17 protein-coding genes are annotated in these 20823 nt (G+C 37.4%); 12 read left to right on the top strand and 5 right to left on the bottom strand.

Going from position 1 to position 20823, the window contains the following annotated elements:
* The first annotated feature begins 15 nt into the window (after positions 1-15).
* From J655_RS08235 to J655_RS08210, 6 genes are all read left to right on the top strand, one after another.
* On the top strand, positions 16-4524 hold the full coding sequence (locus J655_RS08235; protein ID WP_032052252.1) for a translocation/assembly module TamB domain-containing protein: 4509 nt from the start codon (positions 16-18) through the stop codon (positions 4522-4524).
* A gap of 271 nt (positions 4525-4795) precedes the next feature.
* Complete coding sequence (locus J655_RS08230) at positions 4796-6031, top strand: lactonase family protein (RefSeq protein WP_002119597.1); 1236 nt, start codon at positions 4796-4798, stop codon at positions 6029-6031.
* Between the two features lie 134 nt (positions 6032-6165).
* Complete coding sequence (locus J655_RS08225) at positions 6166-6528, top strand: hypothetical protein (RefSeq protein WP_005073636.1); 363 nt, start codon at positions 6166-6168, stop codon at positions 6526-6528.
* A gap of 253 nt (positions 6529-6781) precedes the next feature.
* Positions 6782-9421: a bifunctional aconitate hydratase 2/2-methylisocitrate dehydratase gene (locus J655_RS08220; protein ID WP_005068571.1), complete on the top strand. Its 2640-nt coding sequence runs from the start codon at positions 6782-6784 to the stop codon at positions 9419-9421.
* A 229-nt stretch (positions 9422-9650) separates the two neighbouring features.
* Positions 9651-10085 carry a hypothetical protein gene (locus J655_RS08215; RefSeq protein ID WP_032052250.1) on the top strand — a complete coding sequence of 145 codons (435 nt, stop codon included), beginning with the start codon at positions 9651-9653 and terminating at the stop codon, positions 10083-10085.
* A gap of 119 nt (positions 10086-10204) precedes the next feature.
* Positions 10205-11188 (top strand): ion transporter, encoded by a 984-nt coding sequence (locus J655_RS08210; RefSeq protein ID WP_032004739.1) that lies wholly within the window; start codon positions 10205-10207, stop codon positions 11186-11188.
* 26 nt (positions 11189-11214) lie between these two features.
* Here J655_RS08210 and J655_RS08205 read toward each other — a convergent pair whose 3' ends face one another.
* The gene (locus J655_RS08205) at positions 11215-12414 is read right to left on the bottom strand and encodes an MFS transporter (protein WP_032052249.1); all 1200 of its coding nucleotides are present in this window, start codon (positions 12412-12414) and stop codon (positions 11215-11217) included.
* A gap of 213 nt (positions 12415-12627) precedes the next feature.
* On the opposite strand from J655_RS08205, the gene J655_RS08200 reads away from it, so the two are divergent.
* A complete protein-coding gene (locus tag J655_RS08200) occupies positions 12628-13425 on the top strand; it encodes a DUF4198 domain-containing protein (protein ID WP_032052248.1) in 798 nt (265 codons plus the stop codon).
* 287 nt (positions 13426-13712) lie between these two features.
* Entirely contained in the window at positions 13713-14633 is a 921-nt protein-coding gene (locus J655_RS08195) for a LysR family transcriptional regulator (protein WP_032052247.1), read from the top strand.
* A 60-nt stretch (positions 14634-14693) separates the two neighbouring features.
* Here the strand turns inward: J655_RS08195 and J655_RS08190 are convergent, their stop codons facing one another.
* Positions 14694-15146: a DUF441 domain-containing protein gene (locus tag J655_RS08190; protein WP_017480868.1), complete on the bottom strand. Its 453-nt coding sequence runs from the start codon at positions 15144-15146 to the stop codon at positions 14694-14696.
* Between the two features lie 250 nt (positions 15147-15396).
* Here J655_RS08190 and J655_RS08185 point away from each other — a divergent pair, with 250 nt between their 5' ends.
* Both J655_RS08185 and J655_RS08180 read left to right on the top strand, forming a co-directional pair.
* A complete protein-coding gene (locus tag J655_RS08185) occupies positions 15397-15615 on the top strand; it encodes a hypothetical protein (protein ID WP_002122273.1) in 219 nt (72 codons plus the stop codon).
* Positions 15616-15717: 102 nt separating this feature from the next.
* Positions 15718-16422 (top strand): pseudouridine synthase, encoded by a 705-nt coding sequence (locus tag J655_RS08180; protein ID WP_017480869.1) that lies wholly within the window; start codon positions 15718-15720, stop codon positions 16420-16422.
* On the opposite strand, the gene J655_RS08175 is transcribed toward J655_RS08180, so the two are convergent.
* The 3 genes from J655_RS08175 to J655_RS08165 form a co-directional block, all read right to left on the bottom strand.
* Positions 16415-16858 carry a GNAT family N-acetyltransferase gene (locus tag J655_RS08175; RefSeq protein WP_002122286.1) on the bottom strand — a complete coding sequence of 148 codons (444 nt, stop codon included), beginning with the start codon at positions 16856-16858 and terminating at the stop codon, positions 16415-16417. The genes J655_RS08180 and J655_RS08175 overlap by 8 nt on opposite strands.
* 98 nt (positions 16859-16956) lie before the next feature.
* The gene (locus tag J655_RS08170; protein ID WP_005068595.1) at positions 16957-17265 is read right to left on the bottom strand and encodes a type II toxin-antitoxin system RelB/DinJ family antitoxin; all 309 of its coding nucleotides are present in this window, start codon (positions 17263-17265) and stop codon (positions 16957-16959) included.
* A 110-nt stretch (positions 17266-17375) separates the two neighbouring features.
* Positions 17376-18284, bottom strand: coding sequence for a pseudouridine synthase (locus J655_RS08165; RefSeq protein WP_032052246.1), 909 nt, complete (start codon positions 18282-18284; stop codon positions 17376-17378).
* Positions 18285-18404: 120 nt separating this feature from the next.
* Here J655_RS08165 and tsaE point away from each other — a divergent pair, with 120 nt between their 5' ends.
* Positions 18405-18878 carry a tRNA (adenosine(37)-N6)-threonylcarbamoyltransferase complex ATPase subunit type 1 TsaE gene (gene tsaE, locus J655_RS08160; RefSeq protein WP_032005511.1) on the top strand — a complete coding sequence of 158 codons (474 nt, stop codon included), beginning with the start codon at positions 18405-18407 and terminating at the stop codon, positions 18876-18878.
* Positions 18871-20820: a DNA mismatch repair endonuclease MutL gene (mutL, locus tag J655_RS08155; protein ID WP_032005513.1), complete on the top strand. Its 1950-nt coding sequence runs from the start codon at positions 18871-18873 to the stop codon at positions 20818-20820. Before tsaE ends, mutL begins: the two co-directional genes overlap by 8 nt.
* The last annotated feature ends 3 nt before the right edge of the window (positions 20821-20823 follow it).

Raw genomic sequence — 20823 nt, 5'->3', positions numbered from 1 at the left:
TATTAGGTTTATTTTATGGCGGAAGTAGAACAGCAGCCCACTTCGGCACCAAGCTCTCCTAAGAAGAAGCATCGCATTTTGCGTAGCTTCTTGCTGACGATATTAATCATATTGTTATTATTGGCTTCTTCGTTAGTCATCATGATGTCAACGGATCGTGGAAGCCGTTTTTTATTAGATCGAGTTTTAGAAGCTCAGAAAATAATTAAATATGAATATGAAGGTGGCAACTTATTGCGTGGCATCATTCTCAAAAATGTGTTGGTGCAATTAAAAGATGTGGATGTTTCTTTAGATCGAGCTGATGTAGGCTTAGGATGGCGCTCTTTATTATTAGAAAAAGAAGTACATTTGAGCCATGCTGATGTACGCAACTTACGTATTATTAATAAAACTCCGCCTTCTGGTAAACCGTTTGAATTTAAACCAATCAAATTACCGTTTGTTCTACGTGTAGATGAAGGTGATGTTGATCATTTAGAGCTTAAATTGTCGAGTTCAGATGTAAGTTTCTATAATGTCCATTTGCAAGATGCGCTCTGGTCGGAGACAAAACTAGAATTTGAAAAATCCAGTATGGATATGGGCTATCTTTCAGTTCACAACGCAACTGGTAAAATGGATTTCAGTGGTAAATATCCATTAGATGCCACAGCAGATTTAAGAATCCCATCTTTAAAAAGTTTAAATATTCAAAATATTAAAGTTGCTGCTCGCGGAAGTTTAGATACTTTAAAAGCTGGGGTTGCAACAACTACTCCTGATTTATTAACAGGTTGGGTAATCTTACATCCTGTTCGTGATGAAGTTCCAATGCAAGGTGAATTATTATTAAAAAACTATCATTTACCTTTGCTACAAGAACAAAAACTCTTTGCAAAAAATGGTGTGATCAAGTTTCAAGGTGATATTAAACAACTTAATTTAGCACTTGATACAGATTTAAAGGGTGAAAATTTACCTGAAGGCCAGTACAACGCTTTAATGAATACTGATTTAGTTCATCAGCTTAATATTACAGATTTCAATGGCCAAGTTATGAAAGGTGCCGTTAATCTTAAAGGTTTGGTAAATTGGAAAGATCATGTTACTTGGGACATTAAAGGTCGTTTAGATCGTATTAATCCTAAAGACAAAGCGATTCCTCAGGTGGTTCAAGACTTTTTACCTCCAAGTTTAGATGCAGCTATTGCTTCAACTGGGTCTTTGGAAAAAGGTACAGAAGTATTTGCTAACGTTGATTTTGACCGTTACGAGTCTTGGAAACTCAAGCTTAATCAGGCACCTGAAAAAAATAATAAACCTCAGCCAATGCTCATGAATGTGGCGTGGGCGAATATAGACCGTGCAATGCCTTATATTGGATGGTTAAGTAGTGACAATGGTCAAGTCGATTTAACATTACGTGATGGTCAACAAGATATTAAGGTTGCTACAAAAGTATATCAGCATGAAAAAACTTTATTGCCAGCAGGACAATATCTAGCCAATCTTAATGTTAAAGATAATATCTTAAATGTCCCTAATTTTAGTTTTGCTGCTGAAAAAGGTAGCTTAACAGGTCAGGCCAAAGTTTTATTACCTACTGAAAAACGTCAGCTCGCTTGGAATGCTTTATTAAATGCAAAAGATTTTAATCCGCAAAGTATTCATGCAGCAGCGCCAGTCAATCTACTAAATGGTTCGATTAAGGCAAATGGTTTTGCTAAACCAAACCAGCAAATTATTCAGTTTGAGAAAATTGACTTAACTGGTCGATTGGCTCAAGCAGGTCAAGAAACTGTAAGTTTAGGCGGGAAAAGTACAGCAGCATTGTTATTTCATGACGTGAAAGCTGGTGGTGGCTTTAAAGGCTTTGCGGTTAATTATGATGGATCTTTAAAAGCCTTAAAGCAGGCAAATGGTTTGTTGAAGTTTTCTATAGCGGGCACGCCAGATTTTATTCGAATTAGCCAGTTACAACACGATGGGGTGGTTGGAAAAATCTATGCTACTGGTTCTGTCAATTTAAAAGACCGTATCGCATGGGATATTAATAGTTCATTAGTGCGCTTTAAACCTCAATATTTTGCCTCAACTGTTAAAGGTGAAATTTCAGGGAATCTGAAAACCCAAGGGGTTTGGTCTGATCACTTGAAGCGAATTAATATTCAGCAATTGAATCTTGCAGGCTTTTTAAATAATAAACCTGTTCGAGGTAAAGGTAATCTATCTCTATTGATGGATTCCAATCAAAATGGCTTTTTACCACAACAGTTTGAAGCAAATAACTTATTTTTAGTGTATGGGCAGAACCAGCTACAGGCTACTGGCAACGCACAAAATCTAAAAATTAAGCTGAATGCACCAGCCCTATACGAGTTATATCCTGGACTGCGTGGTCGAGCTTATGGTGATTTGAATGTTCAATCGCAACCGCGTTTAAAAGCAACAGCAAATATTGCAGTAGATAATTTTGCTTTTAACACATTAGTAAGTGTGAAGAGATTGAGTATTCAGGGTGAACTTCCAACATCGGAAACAACACCAACTCAATTAACCGCAAAATTAGATAATTTGCGTAGTGGAAATAGACAAATTCAATCTGCTGAAGTGAATTTGACAGGAACAAGAAAAGCCCATTTATTGAAAGTGCTTGGCAATAATAGTATTTCCAAGTTCTATGTTCAGCTGGCAGGCGGGTTTAACCAAAATAATGATTGGTTAGGACAAATCCAGAAAGGAAGTTTTGATTCACGACGAATCCGTCTGGCACAAAATCAAAATGCTCCGGTAATTTTTTCTTCGGCGAAATCTGAGCTATATGTGGGTCAACATTGCTGGCAAAGTACCAACAGTCAGCTCTGTTTTGATCAGCCTGTACGGGTGAGTAAAGCGCGAGGTAATATTTCCTTTGTAACTCAAAACATGGATTTAAGCGACTTTGCGGCATTTATGCCAGAAGGTTTGGCAATGACCGGACAATTAAATGGTTACGCTAAGGCATCGTGGGTAAATGGAGGCAATCCAAAACTTGATGCACGTTTAATTACACGTAAAGGTGAAATTGGTTTAGCTGCTGAGGATCCACAAGATCCTGCAACTACTCTGGCTTATGATGAGTTAGGGGTGGTTGCAAAAAGTGTATCAGAGGGTCTGCTATTCCGTGTAGATGTTAAAACACCAGATATTGGTACGGGTTATGCGAACGTTATTATCAACCCATTCCAGTCTTCAATGCCAATGCATGGTGAAGTGGCCTTTAATGATGTCCAATTAAAAGTCTTGAAACCATTTATTCAAGATGTTCGCTCAATGAGTGGGACGTTAGCTTTGGCTGGTAAAGTCAACGGTACATTAACTCAACCTCAGTTTACTGGTGAAATGCGTCTGAAAAATGGTGCAATCAGCATGATTTCTCTGCCAGTAAATTTAACTAATGTTCAGGTGTATTCATCAATTCGTCAGGATATGGCAACAATTGATGGGGCATTTAACAGTGGGCAAGGTGTAGGCTTGCTTAAAGGTAGTTTTGAATGGAAAGATGCGCCGCGCCTTCAATTAAATCTTAAAGGTGATAATTTACTAGTACGCCAAGCGCCATTAATTACTGCAATTGCCAATCCGAATCTGACACTTGATATGTATCCTTTTGATAAGCGTTTAAGCTTAAAAGGATCAGTAGATGTTCCTCGTGCACGTATATCAATGCCAGAAACAACTGCTCCAATCATTAATACGTCATCAGATGTTCGTATCGTACGCCAAGGTCAAGACCCACTTGCAATTTTACGGGCAGCTAAACCTTGGGATATTCGAGCTGACATTGCTGTTAATATTGGAAAACAAGTCATCTTCCAAGGCTTTAATAGTAATATTCCTTTAGTTGGTCGTCTCAACTTAAGCCAACGTGGTTATGAAACTGCGATGAGAGCTAATGGGGCAATTGGTGTCAGCCAAAAAGTGAAAATTGAAGCCTATGGACAAAGTCTAGACTTGAACCGAGCAATTGCCCGTTTTAATGGACCATTGGCTAACCCGACTTTAGATATCGATGCGAACAAAAATGTTCAGGGCAGTATGGTTGGGGTACGTGTTACAGGTACTGCGACATCACCAAACATTCAGGTCTATAACGATGCAGGCTTATCTGAGCAAGAAGCATTAAATGCGCTTGTTACTGGTCGTATTAATGAAGGTTCGAGTGGCTTGAGTAATGCAGAAGGGTTTAAATCTGATGTAAACAACACCATTGCAGCTGCAGGTATTAGTATGGGCTTGGGTGGTACACGTGCTTTAACTAACCAGATTGGACGTACGTTTGGTTTGAGCGGTTTAGCTTTAGATGCACAAGGTACAGGTGATGATACGCAAGTGAGTTTAACGGGTTATATCACACCAGATCTGTTTATTCGCTATGGTGTTGGGGTGTTTACTCCTGTAAATAAACTCACTTTACGTTATCAAATGAATCGACGTTTATACCTAGAAGCAAGTCAGTCTTTAGAAAGAGCGATCGACTTATTCTACAATTGGCGCTTTTAGTTGATTGAAACCAATAATGAATGAATTAAAAGCTCACTATTGTGGGCTTTTAATTTAATAACGTCTTCATAACATTTAAAAAAGTTGAGTGTTTATCATCTAAAGTATCGCTTCTCTTAAGAGTAAAGAAGCCTTGGATAGGTATTGGTTAAAGAAAATTCACTTGAAAATTGCTGTTTTATAAATTAGTTTTCAGAAACATTAAATGAAATTAGATTGATATACCTTGTTGATAAATGCAAATAAGGTGGTTTTTTTCAAGGATATAGTAGTGAATATAGATACTTATGTTGAAATTAAAAATGGCAAGGAAAACGATATCAACGTTAAATATCGTGGCCTAATTCAAAAATTAACAGCAACATTGTCATTGACGCTCTTGTCATTTGGATGGTGCTCCACCGTAAATGCTGCACAACAACAAATTGCTTTAGTAGGAACATGGACATCAATTCCTAATGCCCCGCTTGCGCAAAAACCAAAACAAGCCAGTGAAGGTTTGTACCAGCTTCAAGTGAATAAGGATGGAACTTTAACTCCTGTTAAAGTGCTGAAAATGAAAAGTCCTTCTTGGATTGTGAAATCGAAAGATGGTCGTTTTGCATATACCACTAATGAAGAAAACGAAGGTGCGGTGACTGCATTATCTATTCAAAACGGAAAGGTGGAAGTGTTGAACACTGTGGATAGTCATGGTGGACATCCAACACATGCAACAATCAGTTTAGATGGTAAGTTCCTGTTTGTATCGAACTATTCTGCATTCGATAAAGGCCGTGGTGGTGTGGCTGTTTTGCCAATTTTACCAAATGGCCATTTGGGTGAAAAAGTACAAAATATAGTTTTTGAGGAAGGTTCTGGCCACGTTAAAGGTCGCCAAGAAAGTGGTCATGCTCATTCGACAACTTTCAGTCCAGATGGTAAGTATTTATATGCTAGCGATCTTGGAAATGACAAAGTCTATACATTTCATTATAACCCAAATAAGGCTCAGCCACTTGAAGCGGATACTAACCGCGATGTAACTTTTACGCATGGTTCTGGCCCGCGTCATATGGTCTTTTCACCGAATGGCAAACATGCGTATGTTACCGCAGAAATGCGAAGTGAAATTGTGACATTTAACGTGCAAGATGGTCATTTGAAAAAAGTGGCTGAGCTAAAACTAATCCACGAGGACAAAACACCTGAATTTAAGAGTGCGAGTGGAATTATCCTTAGCCCAAATGGTAAATATGTGATTGCTGCCAATCGAGGTGCAGACAACAAACTTTTAGTATTTAAAATCCAACAGAATGGATTGCTAGCTAAGCCAGTTGCTTATAAAGCGAATGGTATTGAACCACGTGCCTTCTCATTTGATGCATCTGGTAAATATCTATATGTAACCAATGTTTATAGTAACAATATTAGTTTATTCCGTTTTGATGCAAAAAATGGCACCTTAAAACCAGCTGGCGATGCAGCAAAAATATCAACACCTACGGATATTAAATTCTTTAATTAATCCAAAACATGAAACAGGCATGTCTAATGCTTAATACAAAAGACCGAGATTTTTTGATCTCGGTTTTTTATAGCAGTTTTGGCAAAAACGATGATTTTCCGTATGATATGGACAGCAATAATTAGTGTAGTGAAATGATGAAAAAGATTTTATTGATTGCAATGAGTTTGCTCTTTGTGGGTTGTTCAGAAAAGAAACCATTAACACCAGAAGAGCAGTGGCATGGCTTTTGTACTAGCGTAGGAAATGCTGCAAGAAGTATTGTTTTTGATCGTCAGCAAGCAATTGAAAAAACGCAGGCAGTTGAGCATGCAAATAAGATTGAAGATGAGATAACTAAAAAATTCATTCTTAATGTTATTGAAAAAGTTTATGCAATTCCAAAAGAAGAACTGACAAAAGATCCCCAAGCAATCCAAGAAAAAGTTAGAAAGCAAATGATGAATGAATGTTTGGCAACCCCTCATGACAAAATGCCAAAATATAAATCATTCTAATTGTGGATGAGGTTATTGAATTTTCATCTGGCTGAAGCTCTTTTTGCTTAAAAATAGCTCAATTTTACCCAATATGCTCATTATTTGAACATAGGTATTTAGATACAAAATAATGGGCATCACGGAGAAACACCCCGCGCTCATTAACTTTTACCTTGAACTCTAGTAAACTTTTGTAGTCCATATTACTTGTGAAGCTTTTAAGAAAGCTGGAATTTGCAAGTAATTTTTCAAAAAAAGAGGAATGAACACCGTGCTAGAAGCTTACCGCCAACACGTTGAAGAACGTGCCGCACTCGGAGTCCCACCGAAGCCACTTGATGACGCTCAAACAGCTCAGCTTGTTGAACTATTAAAAAATCCACCAGCAGGCGAAGAAGCGTTCTTGGTAGATTTGCTTGAAAACCGTGTTCCTGCAGGTGTTGACCAAGCAGCTTACGTAAAGGCAGCATTCTTGGCAGCGATTGCAAAAGGCGAAGCAACTTCACCACTCGTTTCTAAAGAACGTGCAGTTTACTTACTTGGTACTATGCTAGGTGGTTATAACGTAGCACCACTTGTTGAGCTTCTTGACAATGCTGAACTTGCAGGCTTAGCTGCTGAGGCATTAAAGAAAACTCTTCTTGTATTTGATGCATTCCATGATGTAGCAGATAAAGCAAAAGCTGGTAATGAAGCTGCTAAAGCTGTTTTACAATCTTGGGCTGAAGCAGAATGGTTCACTAGCCGTCCTGACGTTCCAGAAGAAATCAAAATCACTGTGTTCAAAGTAACTGGTGAAACAAACACTGATGACTTGTCTCCAGCTCAAGATGCTTGGAGCCGTCCAGACATTCCATTACACGCAAATGCAATGTTGAAAAACGAGCGTGATGGTATCAACCCTGAAAAACCAGGTGAAGTTGGTCCATTAAGCCAAATTAAAGAACTTATCGCGAAAGGCAATCAAGTTGCTTACGTAGGTGACGTTGTTGGTACAGGTTCAAGCCGTAAGTCTGCAACTAACTCTGTTCTTTGGTTCTTTGGTGATGAACTTCCACACATTCCAAACAAAAAAGACGGTGGTGTGTGCTTAGGTTCTAAGATCGCTCCAATTTTCTTCAATACTATGGAAGATGCAGGTGCATTACCTGTAGAAATCGACGTTGCTAACATGAACATGGGCGACGAAGTAGTATTGAAAATTGACCATGCTGCTGCAAAAGTAACTGCTTTTAAAGATGGTGTACAAATCTCTGAAGCAGATCTTAAAACTCCAGTACTTTTAGACGAAGTACGTGCTGGTGGTCGTATTAACTTGATCATTGGTCGTGGTTTAACTGCTAAAGCACGTGAAGAATTAGGTCTTGCACCTTCTACATTATTCCGTACTCCAGTACAACCTGCTGACACTGGCAAAGGTTTCACACAAGCCCAAAAAATGGTTGGCCGCGCATGTGGTTTACCGGAAGGCCAAGGTATCCGTCCAGGAACTTACTGTGAACCTAAAATGACTACAGTTGGTTCTCAAGATACGACAGGTCCAATGACTCGTGACGAGTTAAAAGACTTAGCATGCTTGGGCTTCTCATCTGACTTGGTAATGCAGTCTTTCTGTCACACTGCTGCGTATCCAAAACCAGTTGACGTAACAACTCACCATACATTACCTGACTTCATCATGAACCGTGGTGGTGTATCTTTACGTCCAGGTGACGGTATTATCCACTCTTGGTTAAACCGTATGTTACTTCCAGATACAGTAGGTACTGGTGGTGACTCACATACTCGTTTCCCAATCGGTATTTCATTCCCAGCGGGTTCTGGTCTTGTTGCATTCGCAGCAGCAACTGGTGTTATGCCACTTGATATGCCTGAATCTGTACTTGTTAAGTTCAAAGGTAAAATGCAACCTGGTATCACTTTACGTGACCTTGTACATGCAATTCCTTACTACGCAATTCAAGCGGGTGATTTAACTGTAGAGAAGAAAGGTAAGAAAAACATCTTCTCTGGTCGTATCCTCGAGATCGATTTATCAGAAATGGAAAATGACTTGACTGTTGAGCAAGCATTCGAACTTTCTGATGCTTCTGCTGAACGTTCTGCTGCAGGCTGTTCAATCACACTTTCTGAAGAGAAAGTTGCTGAATACCTACGTTCTAACATCACGATGTTGAAGTGGATGATCGCAGAAGGTTATGGCGATGCACGTACACTTGCTCGTCGTGCTGAAAACATGCAGAAGTGGTTAGATAACCCAAGCTTGTTAAAAGCTGATGCTGATGCTGAATACTTAAAAGTTTACGAAATCGATCTAGCTGACATCAAAGAACCAATTCTTTGCTGCCCGAACGATCCAGATGACGCGAAACTTCTTTCTGACGTTCAAGGCGACAAGATTGATGAAGTATTCATCGGTTCTTGTATGACTAACATCGGTCACTTCCGTGCAGCTGGTCAGTTACTTGACAAAGTACCTGGTGGTTCATTATCTACTCGTTTATGGTTGGCTCCACCAACTCGTATGGACGAGCACCAATTAATGGAAGAAGGCTTGTATAACATCTATGGCCGTGCTGGTGCACGTACAGAGATGCCAGGCTGTTCATTATGTATGGGTAACCAAGCACGTGTAGCGCCGAACACAACTTGTGTATCGACTTCTACTCGTAACTTCCCGAACCGTTTAGGTCAAGGTGCAAATGTTTACTTAGCGTCTGCTGAGCTTGCATCAGTAGCTGCGGTTCTTGGTAAATTACCAAGCCCAGAAGAATATCAACAGTACGCGTCGCAAATCGACAGCGCTTCTGCTGACATCTACAAATACTTAAACTTCGACAAGATGAGCGAATATACTAAAGAAGCTGATCAAGTTGATACTAAGAAAATCCAAGCTGCTCAATTGACTTAATACGTCGATTTAGTACAAAAAAGGAGCTGATTATTCAGCTCCTTTTTATTTTAAATGAGACTTTGTACATTATTAGACTTAGAAAATAATAAATAGGTCAAATTTTATTTAATGAAAATGTAAAAATAAATATTACTCTAGATATTAAATTGATTTTTGTTTTAAAATAATTAAACGAACTTAAAAATAATTAAAAAAAATATGGGTATTTTATATAGGGAATTTGAGAATGCTAAAGACAATAGTTGAATTTAAATTTGATGATTATCAACTATATGAACAAAAAATACACTCTAATGAAGGAGGAATTTTAGTTCAAAAAACTGAAGACATCGCGCAATATATTTTTAGTATATTGAGAAATAGATATCATTTAAATGTTGAACTATATAGCGAAAATTGGGGATGGCAAATTGAAATTCCATTGCCTGAAATAACGATGTATCTTGGAATAAGTGTCTATGAAGAATATAGCAATGGATTCGCAATTTTTATTTCACCGAATACACCTATTTTAAGAAAGTTTTTATTTCGAAAAATTGATATTACCCATCATATTATGGTGTTGCAAAATTATATAAATATTATCTTAAAATCACATCCGGGAATCTATGATGTGATGTGGTGGAGAGAAAATGAATTCCGATGTGTAGCGGCGAGCTAAAGTAGAAAAATATAAAATTTTAATTACCGAAGCGTGTTAAGGAAAATTTATTAAAGACTATATTGGTGAATAGACAGTGAGAGCTTACTATATCTTCAATATCAAGTGGTCAGATCAATATGCCTAATTCAGTTTGGAAGAGATTACGTAAGTTTTTTTATAATAATCTTCACAACCATGACTATGAAACGACGGTAAGTAAATGCATTAACTATTTTTTAGTTATTTTAATTATTGGTAACGTTGCTGCTGTTTTATTGGAAACAGTAAATGATTTGTACTCAAATTATCGTATTTGGTTTGACTACTTTGAGAATATTTCAATCGCAATTTTTAGTATTGAGTATTTATTAAGGTTGTGGAGTGTTGCAGATCGAGATACGACACAATCCGCATGGAAAACTCGCTTGAATTGGATGAAAAGTGGGGAAGCAATTATTGATTTGATGGCAATTTTGCCAGCTTACCTGAATTTCTTTGTACGAATCGATCTTCGTATGCTTCGGATTTTACGTCTACTTCGTTTATTAAAATTAACACGCTATTTTATCTCACTACAGATATTGTTATGTGTGATTAAACGCGAGAAGGGATCTTTTCAAGCAGTTATCTTTATTTTAATTATCATGATTATTATGACTGCTTCTGGAATTTATGTGGTTGAAAACAAAGCTCAGCCAGAAGCTTTTAGTTCAATACCTAAATCTATGTGGTGGGCAGTGGTTACCTTAACTACAGTGGGGTATGGCGATGTCACTCCTGTAACTAGCCTAGGAAAGTTATTAGGGGCGCTTATTACTATTTTAGGTGTGGGTATTGCAGCATTGCCTGCTGGTATTTTGGCGTCTGGACTTGCAAATGAGCTTAATCAACGGAATCAGAGACTAGAGCAAGAGTTTCGTGAGCTACTTCAAGCACGAGGTATTGATATTTTACATGATGAAATTGAAATAGAGCGGGTTCGTCAAAAAGTAGGATTGCCAAAAGAGCAAGCGCATAACCTGATTATTCAAATTATGCGTGAAAAAGTATTAGAGGAAGAAGAGTCCGTCCGAGAGAAAAAATGTTATTGCCCACACTGTGGTGGAAAGCTAACTGATTAGAAGTAATAAGTTAGCCTTTTCTTTAATTAAGCTTTTTTGCTGGCTTTTTCTACTGCAAATGCGATAAGTAAAATAACCAGACCGGCAAGGCTTAAAACAAAACCTACCCAGATTGGAGCGATCCAACCCATTTGGTGACTGAGTACCCAGCCCCCTAAAAATGCACCTAATGCATTGGCCATATTAAATGCAGAGTGGTTGAGTGAGGCAGCTAAAGTTTGGGCGTCACCTGCGACATCCATTAGACGAGTCTGTAATGCTCCACCTAACCCCATTACCGTGAGACCAATTAAGAATAAAGATGCGATGGCAGTATAGATATTACTCATTAAAAAACTAGCGACAACAAAAGCGATAGCTGAGCTAATTAATACACCCACTATAGTTTTGTTGAGGTTCTTATCTGCAAGCCATCCTGCTGCTAAACCACCAATAACCATACCAATACCCCAGATAGCTAAAGCGATAGGGACGATTTGGATATTAACTTGTGTGTATTCAGTCAAAATTGGTGAAACATAGCTATAAACTGAAAACATGCCTCCAAAACCGATTGCACCTACTGCTAGTGTTAACCACATGTTGATATTTTTAAGGCCAGCTAATTCAGTTTTGATACTGGCGGTAGCCTGAACTGGAATATTGGGTACAAAGAAGCCAACAGCAATTAAAGTGATGAAAGCAATAGTTGCTGAAAACTCAAAACCTGCTCTCCAACCAAAGTTTTGGCCTAACGACGTTGCTAAAGGAACGCCAATGACAGTTGCCACTGTAAGACCCATCATCATTTGGGCAACCGCAGAAGCTCTTTTTGATGGACCAGCTAGTTCTGCTGCAACTAAGGCACCCACACCAAAATATGCTCCGTGTGGTAAACCTGCAATGAAACGTGAGACTAAAACAGTTTCAGGTGTATGAGCTAAAGCAGTACAGGCATTTGCAACACCATAAAACAGCATTAAGCCAAGCAATAAAGTTTTCCTAGGTACTTTAGCTCCAAGAATAGCGATGATAGGAGCACCAATAACTACACCCAATGCATAAGCACTAATAAAGTGACCAGCTTCAGGTACTGTAATATTTAAATTATTTGCAATTTCCTGAATCAGTCCCATTGCGACGAATTCAGTGGTTCCAATACAAAAACCACCTACAGCGAGTGAGAAAATTGCTAAAAAGAGAGAGTAATGTTGAGGTGTGGAAAGAGGAGATTGCGGGGACGCCATAATAAGTTAAAGCAAGACTCAAAAAGAGAAGTATAAGGGAAAAGAGAACAGAATAATAAAAAACTAAAATATTGAGAGAAAGATTACGTATTTCTTTTTAAAGTAAAATTAAATTTATTAATGATAATAAGAATTATTTTTATTTGTGTATACTGTATCCGCTTATATTTTGTCTGAAATTTTTAACTTTGCGTATAACAGGATTTTGTAATAATGAATAGATTTCTAATGACGTCACTTGTATTGATATGTACAACAGGCTTTGCTCATGAACCTTATGTAGCTCCTGTAGCTTATAAAACTGAACAGACTCAAGTACCCGTAATTGCTGGTTATGCGGAAGAAGCATTAAATAGTGAATATGCTTTAAAGGATGCTAAGCTTATTGTAATTACACCTAAAAATGAGCTTAAAACCGTCAATTCAGAAGCCCTGCATAAGTCTGCTACTGTTTTTGATGTAGATTTACCTGAAGAAGGCACATACATTGTTCAAACTCAGGCAAGTTATCCTTTGAAATATGTATACGACCAAAAAGCATGGCATTTATTTTTTGATATGCCAGCTGATAAAGCTCCACCGAAAGCAGAACGTGAATATTTGATTCCGACTGACCTTAAAACAAAAACAATTAAAACAGAACAAGTAACACGTGAGTGGATATTGCAGAGTTATCTTTCTAAAGGAAAAGTTTCAGATATTCAGCTTCCGAATACACCGATTAAAGTTAGTTTCTCTGTACATCCTAACCAGATTAAAGCTGCTCAACCTGTTAAATTAACCATAACTGAAAAAGGACAGCCTTTAGCTTATGCTGAAGTGAATTTAAGAGAAAAGGGTGCAACTGACAAGCAAGTGCAGCAGTTTAAGGCGGGAGGCAACGGTCAAGTCGAACTTACGTTTCCAAAAGTTGGAGAGTACCTAGTAGAAGTAACAGCTCCTCTAAATTTGAAATTAAAACCTAAAGATCAGAGCTATACGATTATTAGCTTAAATGTTTTAGCGCAATAGTTTTTAGTGTTTTAAAAAATAGGTCTTTATTAGGCCTATTTTTAGTTTTCATATTCTTACTCATTAAAAAAACTTCATTAAAACGTTTAATTTCACTTTAGTTTCAGAGGAAACAAAAATTCATTGCAAGTAAAAGATAATGAAATAAAATCCATGTTGAGACAAACTAACTAATTTTATGTTAAAGTGAATAAAATTCATTAATAAAGATTTGTCGAAAGTTTTATGGAAAAGCAAAGATGAGCTTTATCCATTTATAGATAAATCTGTTTTTTAGGCTTGGGCCCATGTTAGAAATACGCCACCTTAAAACTTTAGTTGCTTTACGTGAGCATGGTTCATTAGTTTCCGCAGCTAATGACCTTTGTTTGACGCCATCTGCTATTTCCCATCAATTAAAAGAATTAGATCATTGGTACGGGGTGGAAGTAGTTAATCGTCGAAGTAGACCTGTTAGTTTTTCTAATGTTGGACAGCGTTTATTAAAATTGGCTGATGATGTTTTACCACAAATCCAGATTACACATAGTGATATCACACGCATTGTGCATGGACAGACAGGTAGAATTATTTTTTCATCGGAATGCCATAGTTGCTTTGACTGGTTAATGCCTTTATTAAATCAGTATCGCCAGCAATATCCTGACGTCGATTTAGACTTTGCTACGGGGTTTGAAGCTAATCCACATGAACTCTTACAAAATGCAGAATTTGATTTACTGATTACAGCTGATCCAATTGCGTTAAAAGGAATTGAGTATTTTCCGATTTTTGAATATGAGTCACGGTTAGTCTTATCAAATACTCACCCTTTGGTGCGGGCTGAAAATATTACAGTTCAAGAGTTGGCCGAAGAAGTTTTAATTACTTATCCGGTTGATAAGCACCGTTTAGATATTATGTCTAAACTTTTCATCCCCGCGAATATTCAGCCTAAACAAATACGGACAACAGATTTAACTCAAATGCTTATTCAACTCGTTGCAAGTGGACGAGGTATTGCTGCTTTACCTGATTGGGTAGTCAATGAATATGAACAAAAGGGATGGGTTACTAGTCGTCGTTTAGATTGTGTTTCTCCTACAGGTTTAAGACGAACTTTATATGCAGGCTACCGAACTGAAGAAAAAGAGAAAAGTTATTTTGAAGGCTTTTTAAAGCAGTTGGAAAAGTTCTCTTTAAAACGAAACGCCTATTACTCTGGCTAAAAAATAATTTAGCCTAAGTCTTAAAAAGGTGCTTTATTGCACCTTTTTCATGTTGATTTTTTATTTGCCAATAAATAAAGAGAGTAAGCCTGCTGCAATTAGAGGACCGACTGGTACACCACGGAGTAAGGCGACGCCAGCAACTGTACCAATGAGTAAACCTGCAACCACGTCAGGTTGGCTCGACATTAGTTTTACTCCGCGACCACCTAGCCAGGCGACTAACAGGCCAATTGCGATAGCCATAATAGACTTAACACTAATAAAGGATTTTAAAATACTCTCTCCACTGAGTTTCCCACTGGCAATTGGAGTGAGTACGCCAATGGTTAAAATAAGAATTCCTAAATTAAGACCATGAGCTTGAATATAAGGGAAAAACTCATTTAATGGTGTGATTTTAACGACAATCAACACACCTGCTGCAATAGTTACAGCTGCATTTTGACTTAATAAGCCGCAGACAAGCAGAACGAGTAGAACAACTAAATTAACATCAAATTGGGCAAGCATGGCGAGCGGAGGGCATTATAAATAAATGGAATTGTATAATATTTAAGAGTTGGAATGTGAAAGCTTTAAAAGATACAGCTGATTTCAGCTCTTCTTAATTAAAAATTGAGTGTATATCTCTCAATGATAAGGAGTTTTAATTTTTGGTTACGCTTGGACACAATGTTATATAAATTAACAAGTTAAAAATTATAGTGTTTAAAAATTATGATATAAAAATAGTCATTACTCATGAGTACGGGATATTTTTATGGACATTATAGATATCAAGATCAAAGATCAGTTTGATAAGATTCATGATGCAAAAGCACAACTAAAGAAAAATTTAGTGGAACATGAAAATGAATCTTTAAAGCTAAGCCAACGTATTGAGCATATTATTGTTGATAATGAAATTATTTTGCCTACTACCGAATTATTATTTGAAAGCGAACAGAACGAAAATATTTATCGAGTCGTTGAAGAGTAAGGGTGCGAGCTAGTTCAAGTAGATGAAAACAGTAGCGAGTAGTGTTTAGTAAAAAATGGAAACTACGTTAAAATAACAGCTTAGTTCTAATGAGAAAACTTCATGCTGCTGGAAAAAATTTTACAATCACAAGGGTTTGGTTCTCGTAAATATTGTCAGCAGTTAATAAAAAATGGATCTGTAAGTATTGATGGAGAGGTTGTAAGTGACCTTAAAAAGCAATTCTCTCCAGAAAATTTAGAATTTTCTCTTTTCGGGGAAACTTATCAATATCGAGAAAAAGTTTATCTTGCGCTAAAAAAACCGAAAGGTTTTGAATGTTCACACCAACCTCACCATCATCAAAGCGTGTTTAGCCTTTTACCGGAAATCATGATTCAACGTGGTGTGCAAGCCATTGGCCGTCTAGATCAAGATACAACAGGCTTACTTTTGCTTACCGATGATGGTAAATATCTTCAAGCTTTAACTCATCCCCGTAAGCATGTTCCAAAGGTTTATCATGTTACGACCATAGATCCGGTTACACCTGAGCAAATTGAAATGCTGAGCCAAGGCGTGAGCCTACATCAAGAAAAAGGTGTTTTCTCTGCAACGGATGTAGCGATATTAGAAACGCATCAATTAACCATGACGATTCATCAAGGTGTTTATCATCAAGTAAAAAGAATGATTGCAGCTGTGGGAAATAAAGTAGAAGCATTACATCGCCATCAAGTCGGGCAATTGGTTTTACCTGAACTTGAAGATGGTGAGTGGGTTTATTTATCTGAACAACAAAAACAGCTTGCTCAAAATATCATTTGAGAAAACAATGGAAGGTTTGGAACTCACTATCTCGAATAAATCCCATTTGTTCATATAAGCGATGAGATTCATGATTGTTGCTTTGAGTTTCCAAACTAATCCGCAAAGCATTCTCTTGCTTTGCAAATAAGATTGCTGTATCGATTAGCTGTTTAGCAGAACCTTGACGACGAAAAACGGGCGTAACATATACATCATCTAAAATATAGTAAGTTGAACAAGCAACTGAAGAAAAACCTAAATAGAGTAAAATAAAACCCGTAATTTTATCGTCTTTAATATGAATGAAGAACACACTTTCTCTATTCTCAAAACGTTGTTTTAGGAAGTGAAGTGATTCATTAAAATTAGAAGAGGCCCCATAAAATTGGCGATATTCATCAAATAAAACGGCGAGTTGCTCTAAATCTTCAAAAGTCGCTCGTCTAACGATCATTTGGCACTCCTTGTAACTTATCATTATGTTTTTACAAAGAGAGCATAACGAAAAAAAGAGCTTTTTGACGTTAAAACTTGTTTATAAATGCAACAGTGTTAAGTTTTGTCGCTTTCACCAAGAAGTGCATTCAACTCTTCAAATAAATCTTCATGGTCATCATCTTCAGCTATAGTTGATGAGTTTTGGTTTAATGAAGATGCTTTTGCTTTTCTCAGTTTTAATAATTGTTCCATATTAATATTCTGATTTTCGATAGCAAAAGGAATAGATTTAGTTAATACGACCTGTTTAAAAAAAAGTCGTACTGCTTGGGCAGGGGTAATTCCCAGTTGTTTAAAAACAGCAAAAGCCTGCTTTTTTTCTTGGGAGTCAAGTCGAACCTGATAAACTTCTGTTTTTCGCATGAATAACAAAACCAAATGATTTTAATTTTTAGGAATTTATTTTAAACCATCGCAATGTAATTTCAATGCTTTTTGGCATAAAAAATAATCTTTTTGTCATTACGGTTACATTACAATGTCAATTCAAACTCGGAATTAAAAGACATTCCCTCTTTTGTGAGGGGGTCTGTAAATGAAATATGCTTAGCCAGAAGCTGTAATGGTTCCGAGAAGTCATCTTCAGCTTTGTGCTGAACTACTGGATAAAATGGATCATTTTTAATCGGAATTTCTAAATAATTAAGATGCACTCGAAGTTGGTGCTGTTTCCCCGTTGTAGGAGTTAAGCGATATTTTGCCCAAATCTGATTGTGCTCGATAAGCTCAATATCAGTCTGGGTATTGGCTTTCGCATTTTCTATAACCTGCATAGTATAAAAAGGATGGCCTTTATCTAAATGCAAATATAATGTTTGAGGAAAATTTAAATCTTTTCTATAAGCTGCAATAGCGTGATAAATTTTATTGACTTGGCGCTCTGCAAATAATTGTTGGTATATACCACGCGATTCAACACGTTTGCAAAATAGAACAACACCCGCGGTTTCGCGGTCTAAGCGATGAATAGGGGTTAAAAATTCATTGCCTGTTTGTTTTTTTAGCCGTACTAAAAGCGTTTCTTGAACATATTGTCCTGTCGGGCTAATTGTTAAAAAATGTGGTTTATCGACCACCAGTAAATCATCATTTTCAAATAAAATGTGATGCTCAAAAGGTACATGTGGTTCATATGCAAGAAAGCGATAATAAAAAATATGGGTGTTGCCGACATACGGACTGGTTAAAGTTAATTTATCCCCATTTGCTGCATATATAAGGCCGTCCTGAAATCTTTGTTCCCATTCTTCAGTTTTAATATGTGGAAAGTGACCACAGAGATACTCATAAATCGTTTGAGCATCTGTTTGTACAGGAAGATAGACTTGACTCGCACTTACTCCATCAATCATGGGCGGTAGAAATTCGTTTGGACTAGACATAAAAAAGTGTGAATATTTAAGAAAATTGATATAAAAAAAGCCAACTTCTAGGGCTTAAGTAGGCTTTTAAGGCAGGGCAATGTTATCATATCGATTATTTTGAATCATGTTATGTGTGCTATGTCGTATTCATTGAAATTGGTCTTAAATCATGAAGAAGATACTGAGCGTTTAGCTCAAGCTTTGGCGCAGCATGTTCAGTCGGGTGTAATTTATTTAATTGGGGACCTAGGTGCGGGTAAAACCACACTTACGCGCTATTTCTTACAGGCTTTGGGTCATAAAGGTTCTGTTAAAAGCCCAACTTATACGCTTGTTGAGCCGTATAAAATTAATGATAAAGAAATTTTTCATTTTGATTTATATCGTTTGAATGACCCCTACGAACTTGAATTAATGGGAATCCGTGATTATTTAGATATCACAGATGCGTTATTTCTATTTGAATGGCCTTCTAAAGGTGGTGATGAAATTCCACAAGCGGATATCATCATTGACATTCAGAAGTCAGATGATGAGTTGACTCGTTTAGTAATGTTAACTTTACCAACAGAAAATTTGTATCAGACTTTGCAGGAACAGCTTCATGACTGATGAAAAGCTAACACAACGTCGTATTCATACATTAGACGCAGCGTTAGCGAACCAGATTGCAGCAGGTGAGGTGATTGAGCGTCCTTCTTCTGTGGTCAAAGAATTATTAGAAAACTCAATTGATGCAGGTGCAACTGAGCTGATTGTACGGATTGCTCAAGGTGGTTCGACTTTAATCGAAATCATTGATAATGGGCATGGTATTCATCCGGATGATTTAGCGCTTGCTGTCATGCGTCATGCCACAAGTAAGATTAAAACTGCTGAAGATTTACATGCGATTGTGAGTTTGGGATTCCGTGGGGAAGCCTTAGCTTCGATTGCTGCTGTCTCAAGATTGACTTTGACCAGTAGCCAAGATGAAAGTGGTATCGGCCATCAAGTTGAAGTAAATGGAACAGCATTTGATCATCAAGAGGTACAAGCTGTTGCAGCGCAAAAGGGTACCCATATTCGAGTTCAAGACTTATTTTTTAATGTTCCTGCTCGCCGTAAATTCTTAAAAAAGCCAACTACAGAATTTGGTCATATTGAAGAGATTGTTCGTCGTCTAGCCCTAACACATTTCGATATACGTTTTGTGCTTGAACATAATGATAATATAAGAATTAATTTACCTATAGCGGATAGCGGAGAGCTACGTTTTCAGCGAGTTCAGCAATTATTAGGCTCACAATTTGTTCAAAATGCATATTGGATTGATGCTGAAAGTATTAGTATGCGTTTATCAGGTTGGCTTGGTCATCCTTCAGATGCACGTGCACAGGCTGATATGCAATATGTCTATGTAAATGGTCGTATTGTCAAAGATAAAACGATTTCGCATGCGCTACGCATGGCCTATGACGGTATTTTACATGGTCATCAACATTCATCTTATTTACTTTTTTTAGAAGTTGACCCTGAAAATATTGATGTCAATGTCCATCCTACTAAACATGAGATTCGATTTTTAAATCAAAGAGAGGTGCATGAGTTTGTAAGACATTATGCAAAAGAAACTCTCGCACAATTTCAGACAGCGAGTGCTGATCTAGCTCAAGCGATGAAAGCGGATGAAAGCTCAGATTATTCAGTACAACCTCAGCCCAAATATCAAGAGCAATTTTCATTGCACCGTGCAAATGAAACTTTAAATTCTGACAGTGAAGCACGAACTCAGCCTGCACCGACAGAATTATTAACTGATTTTAACGCTAGTCGTCCGCAAGCTGTTCACTATGCAGATCAAACACCAAAATATAATGGTTCTGCTCAACTAAATAATGCTTTAAAAACTTATTTAGCCCCACTTCGCGACCAACCTACTAGTTTTTCGGTAAATGAGGATATTGAGCCAGTTGCTAAAGTAGATGAATTTCCATTAGGTATCGCAATTGCTCAACTGCATGGAATTTATATTTTAGCGCAGAATACCGAAGGGCTTATTATTGTTGATATGCATGCGGCACATGAACGTATTTTATTACAGCAAATGAAAAACGCTTGGGATAAACCTGAATTTTGGACATCTCAGCAATTGCTTATACCTAAGGTGATTTCCATTAGCCGTATGCAAGCCGTTAGGGTCGAAGAATTAAAACCTCAGCTTGAGCGCTTAGGTTTGGAAATTGATTTATATGGTGATGAGCAAGTTATTGTTCGCGGTGTGCCAGCTATATTACAAAAAGCTGATTTTGAAAATCTTATTCCAGAGCTTTTAAATGATTTAGATCCAAATGATGAAGCACAAGGATTACTTCAAAAAAGAGATGAGTTGTTAGCTGGAATGGCATGTCATGGAGCAGTACGTGCACATCGACAACTCAGTCTTTCAGAAATGAATGCTTTACTTCGTCAAATGGAACAAACCGAATTTGCGAGCCAATGTAACCATGGGCGGCCAACTTGGCGTGCATTTCCATTACCTCAATTAGATAAATTATTTGCTCGAGGAGAGTAGTTT

This window comes from Acinetobacter sp. 1294243 (genome assembly GCF_000588015.1).
Taxonomy (GTDB): domain Bacteria; phylum Pseudomonadota; class Gammaproteobacteria; order Pseudomonadales; family Moraxellaceae; genus Acinetobacter; species Acinetobacter pittii.
This window is presented reverse-complemented; position numbering and strand designations above follow the sequence as displayed.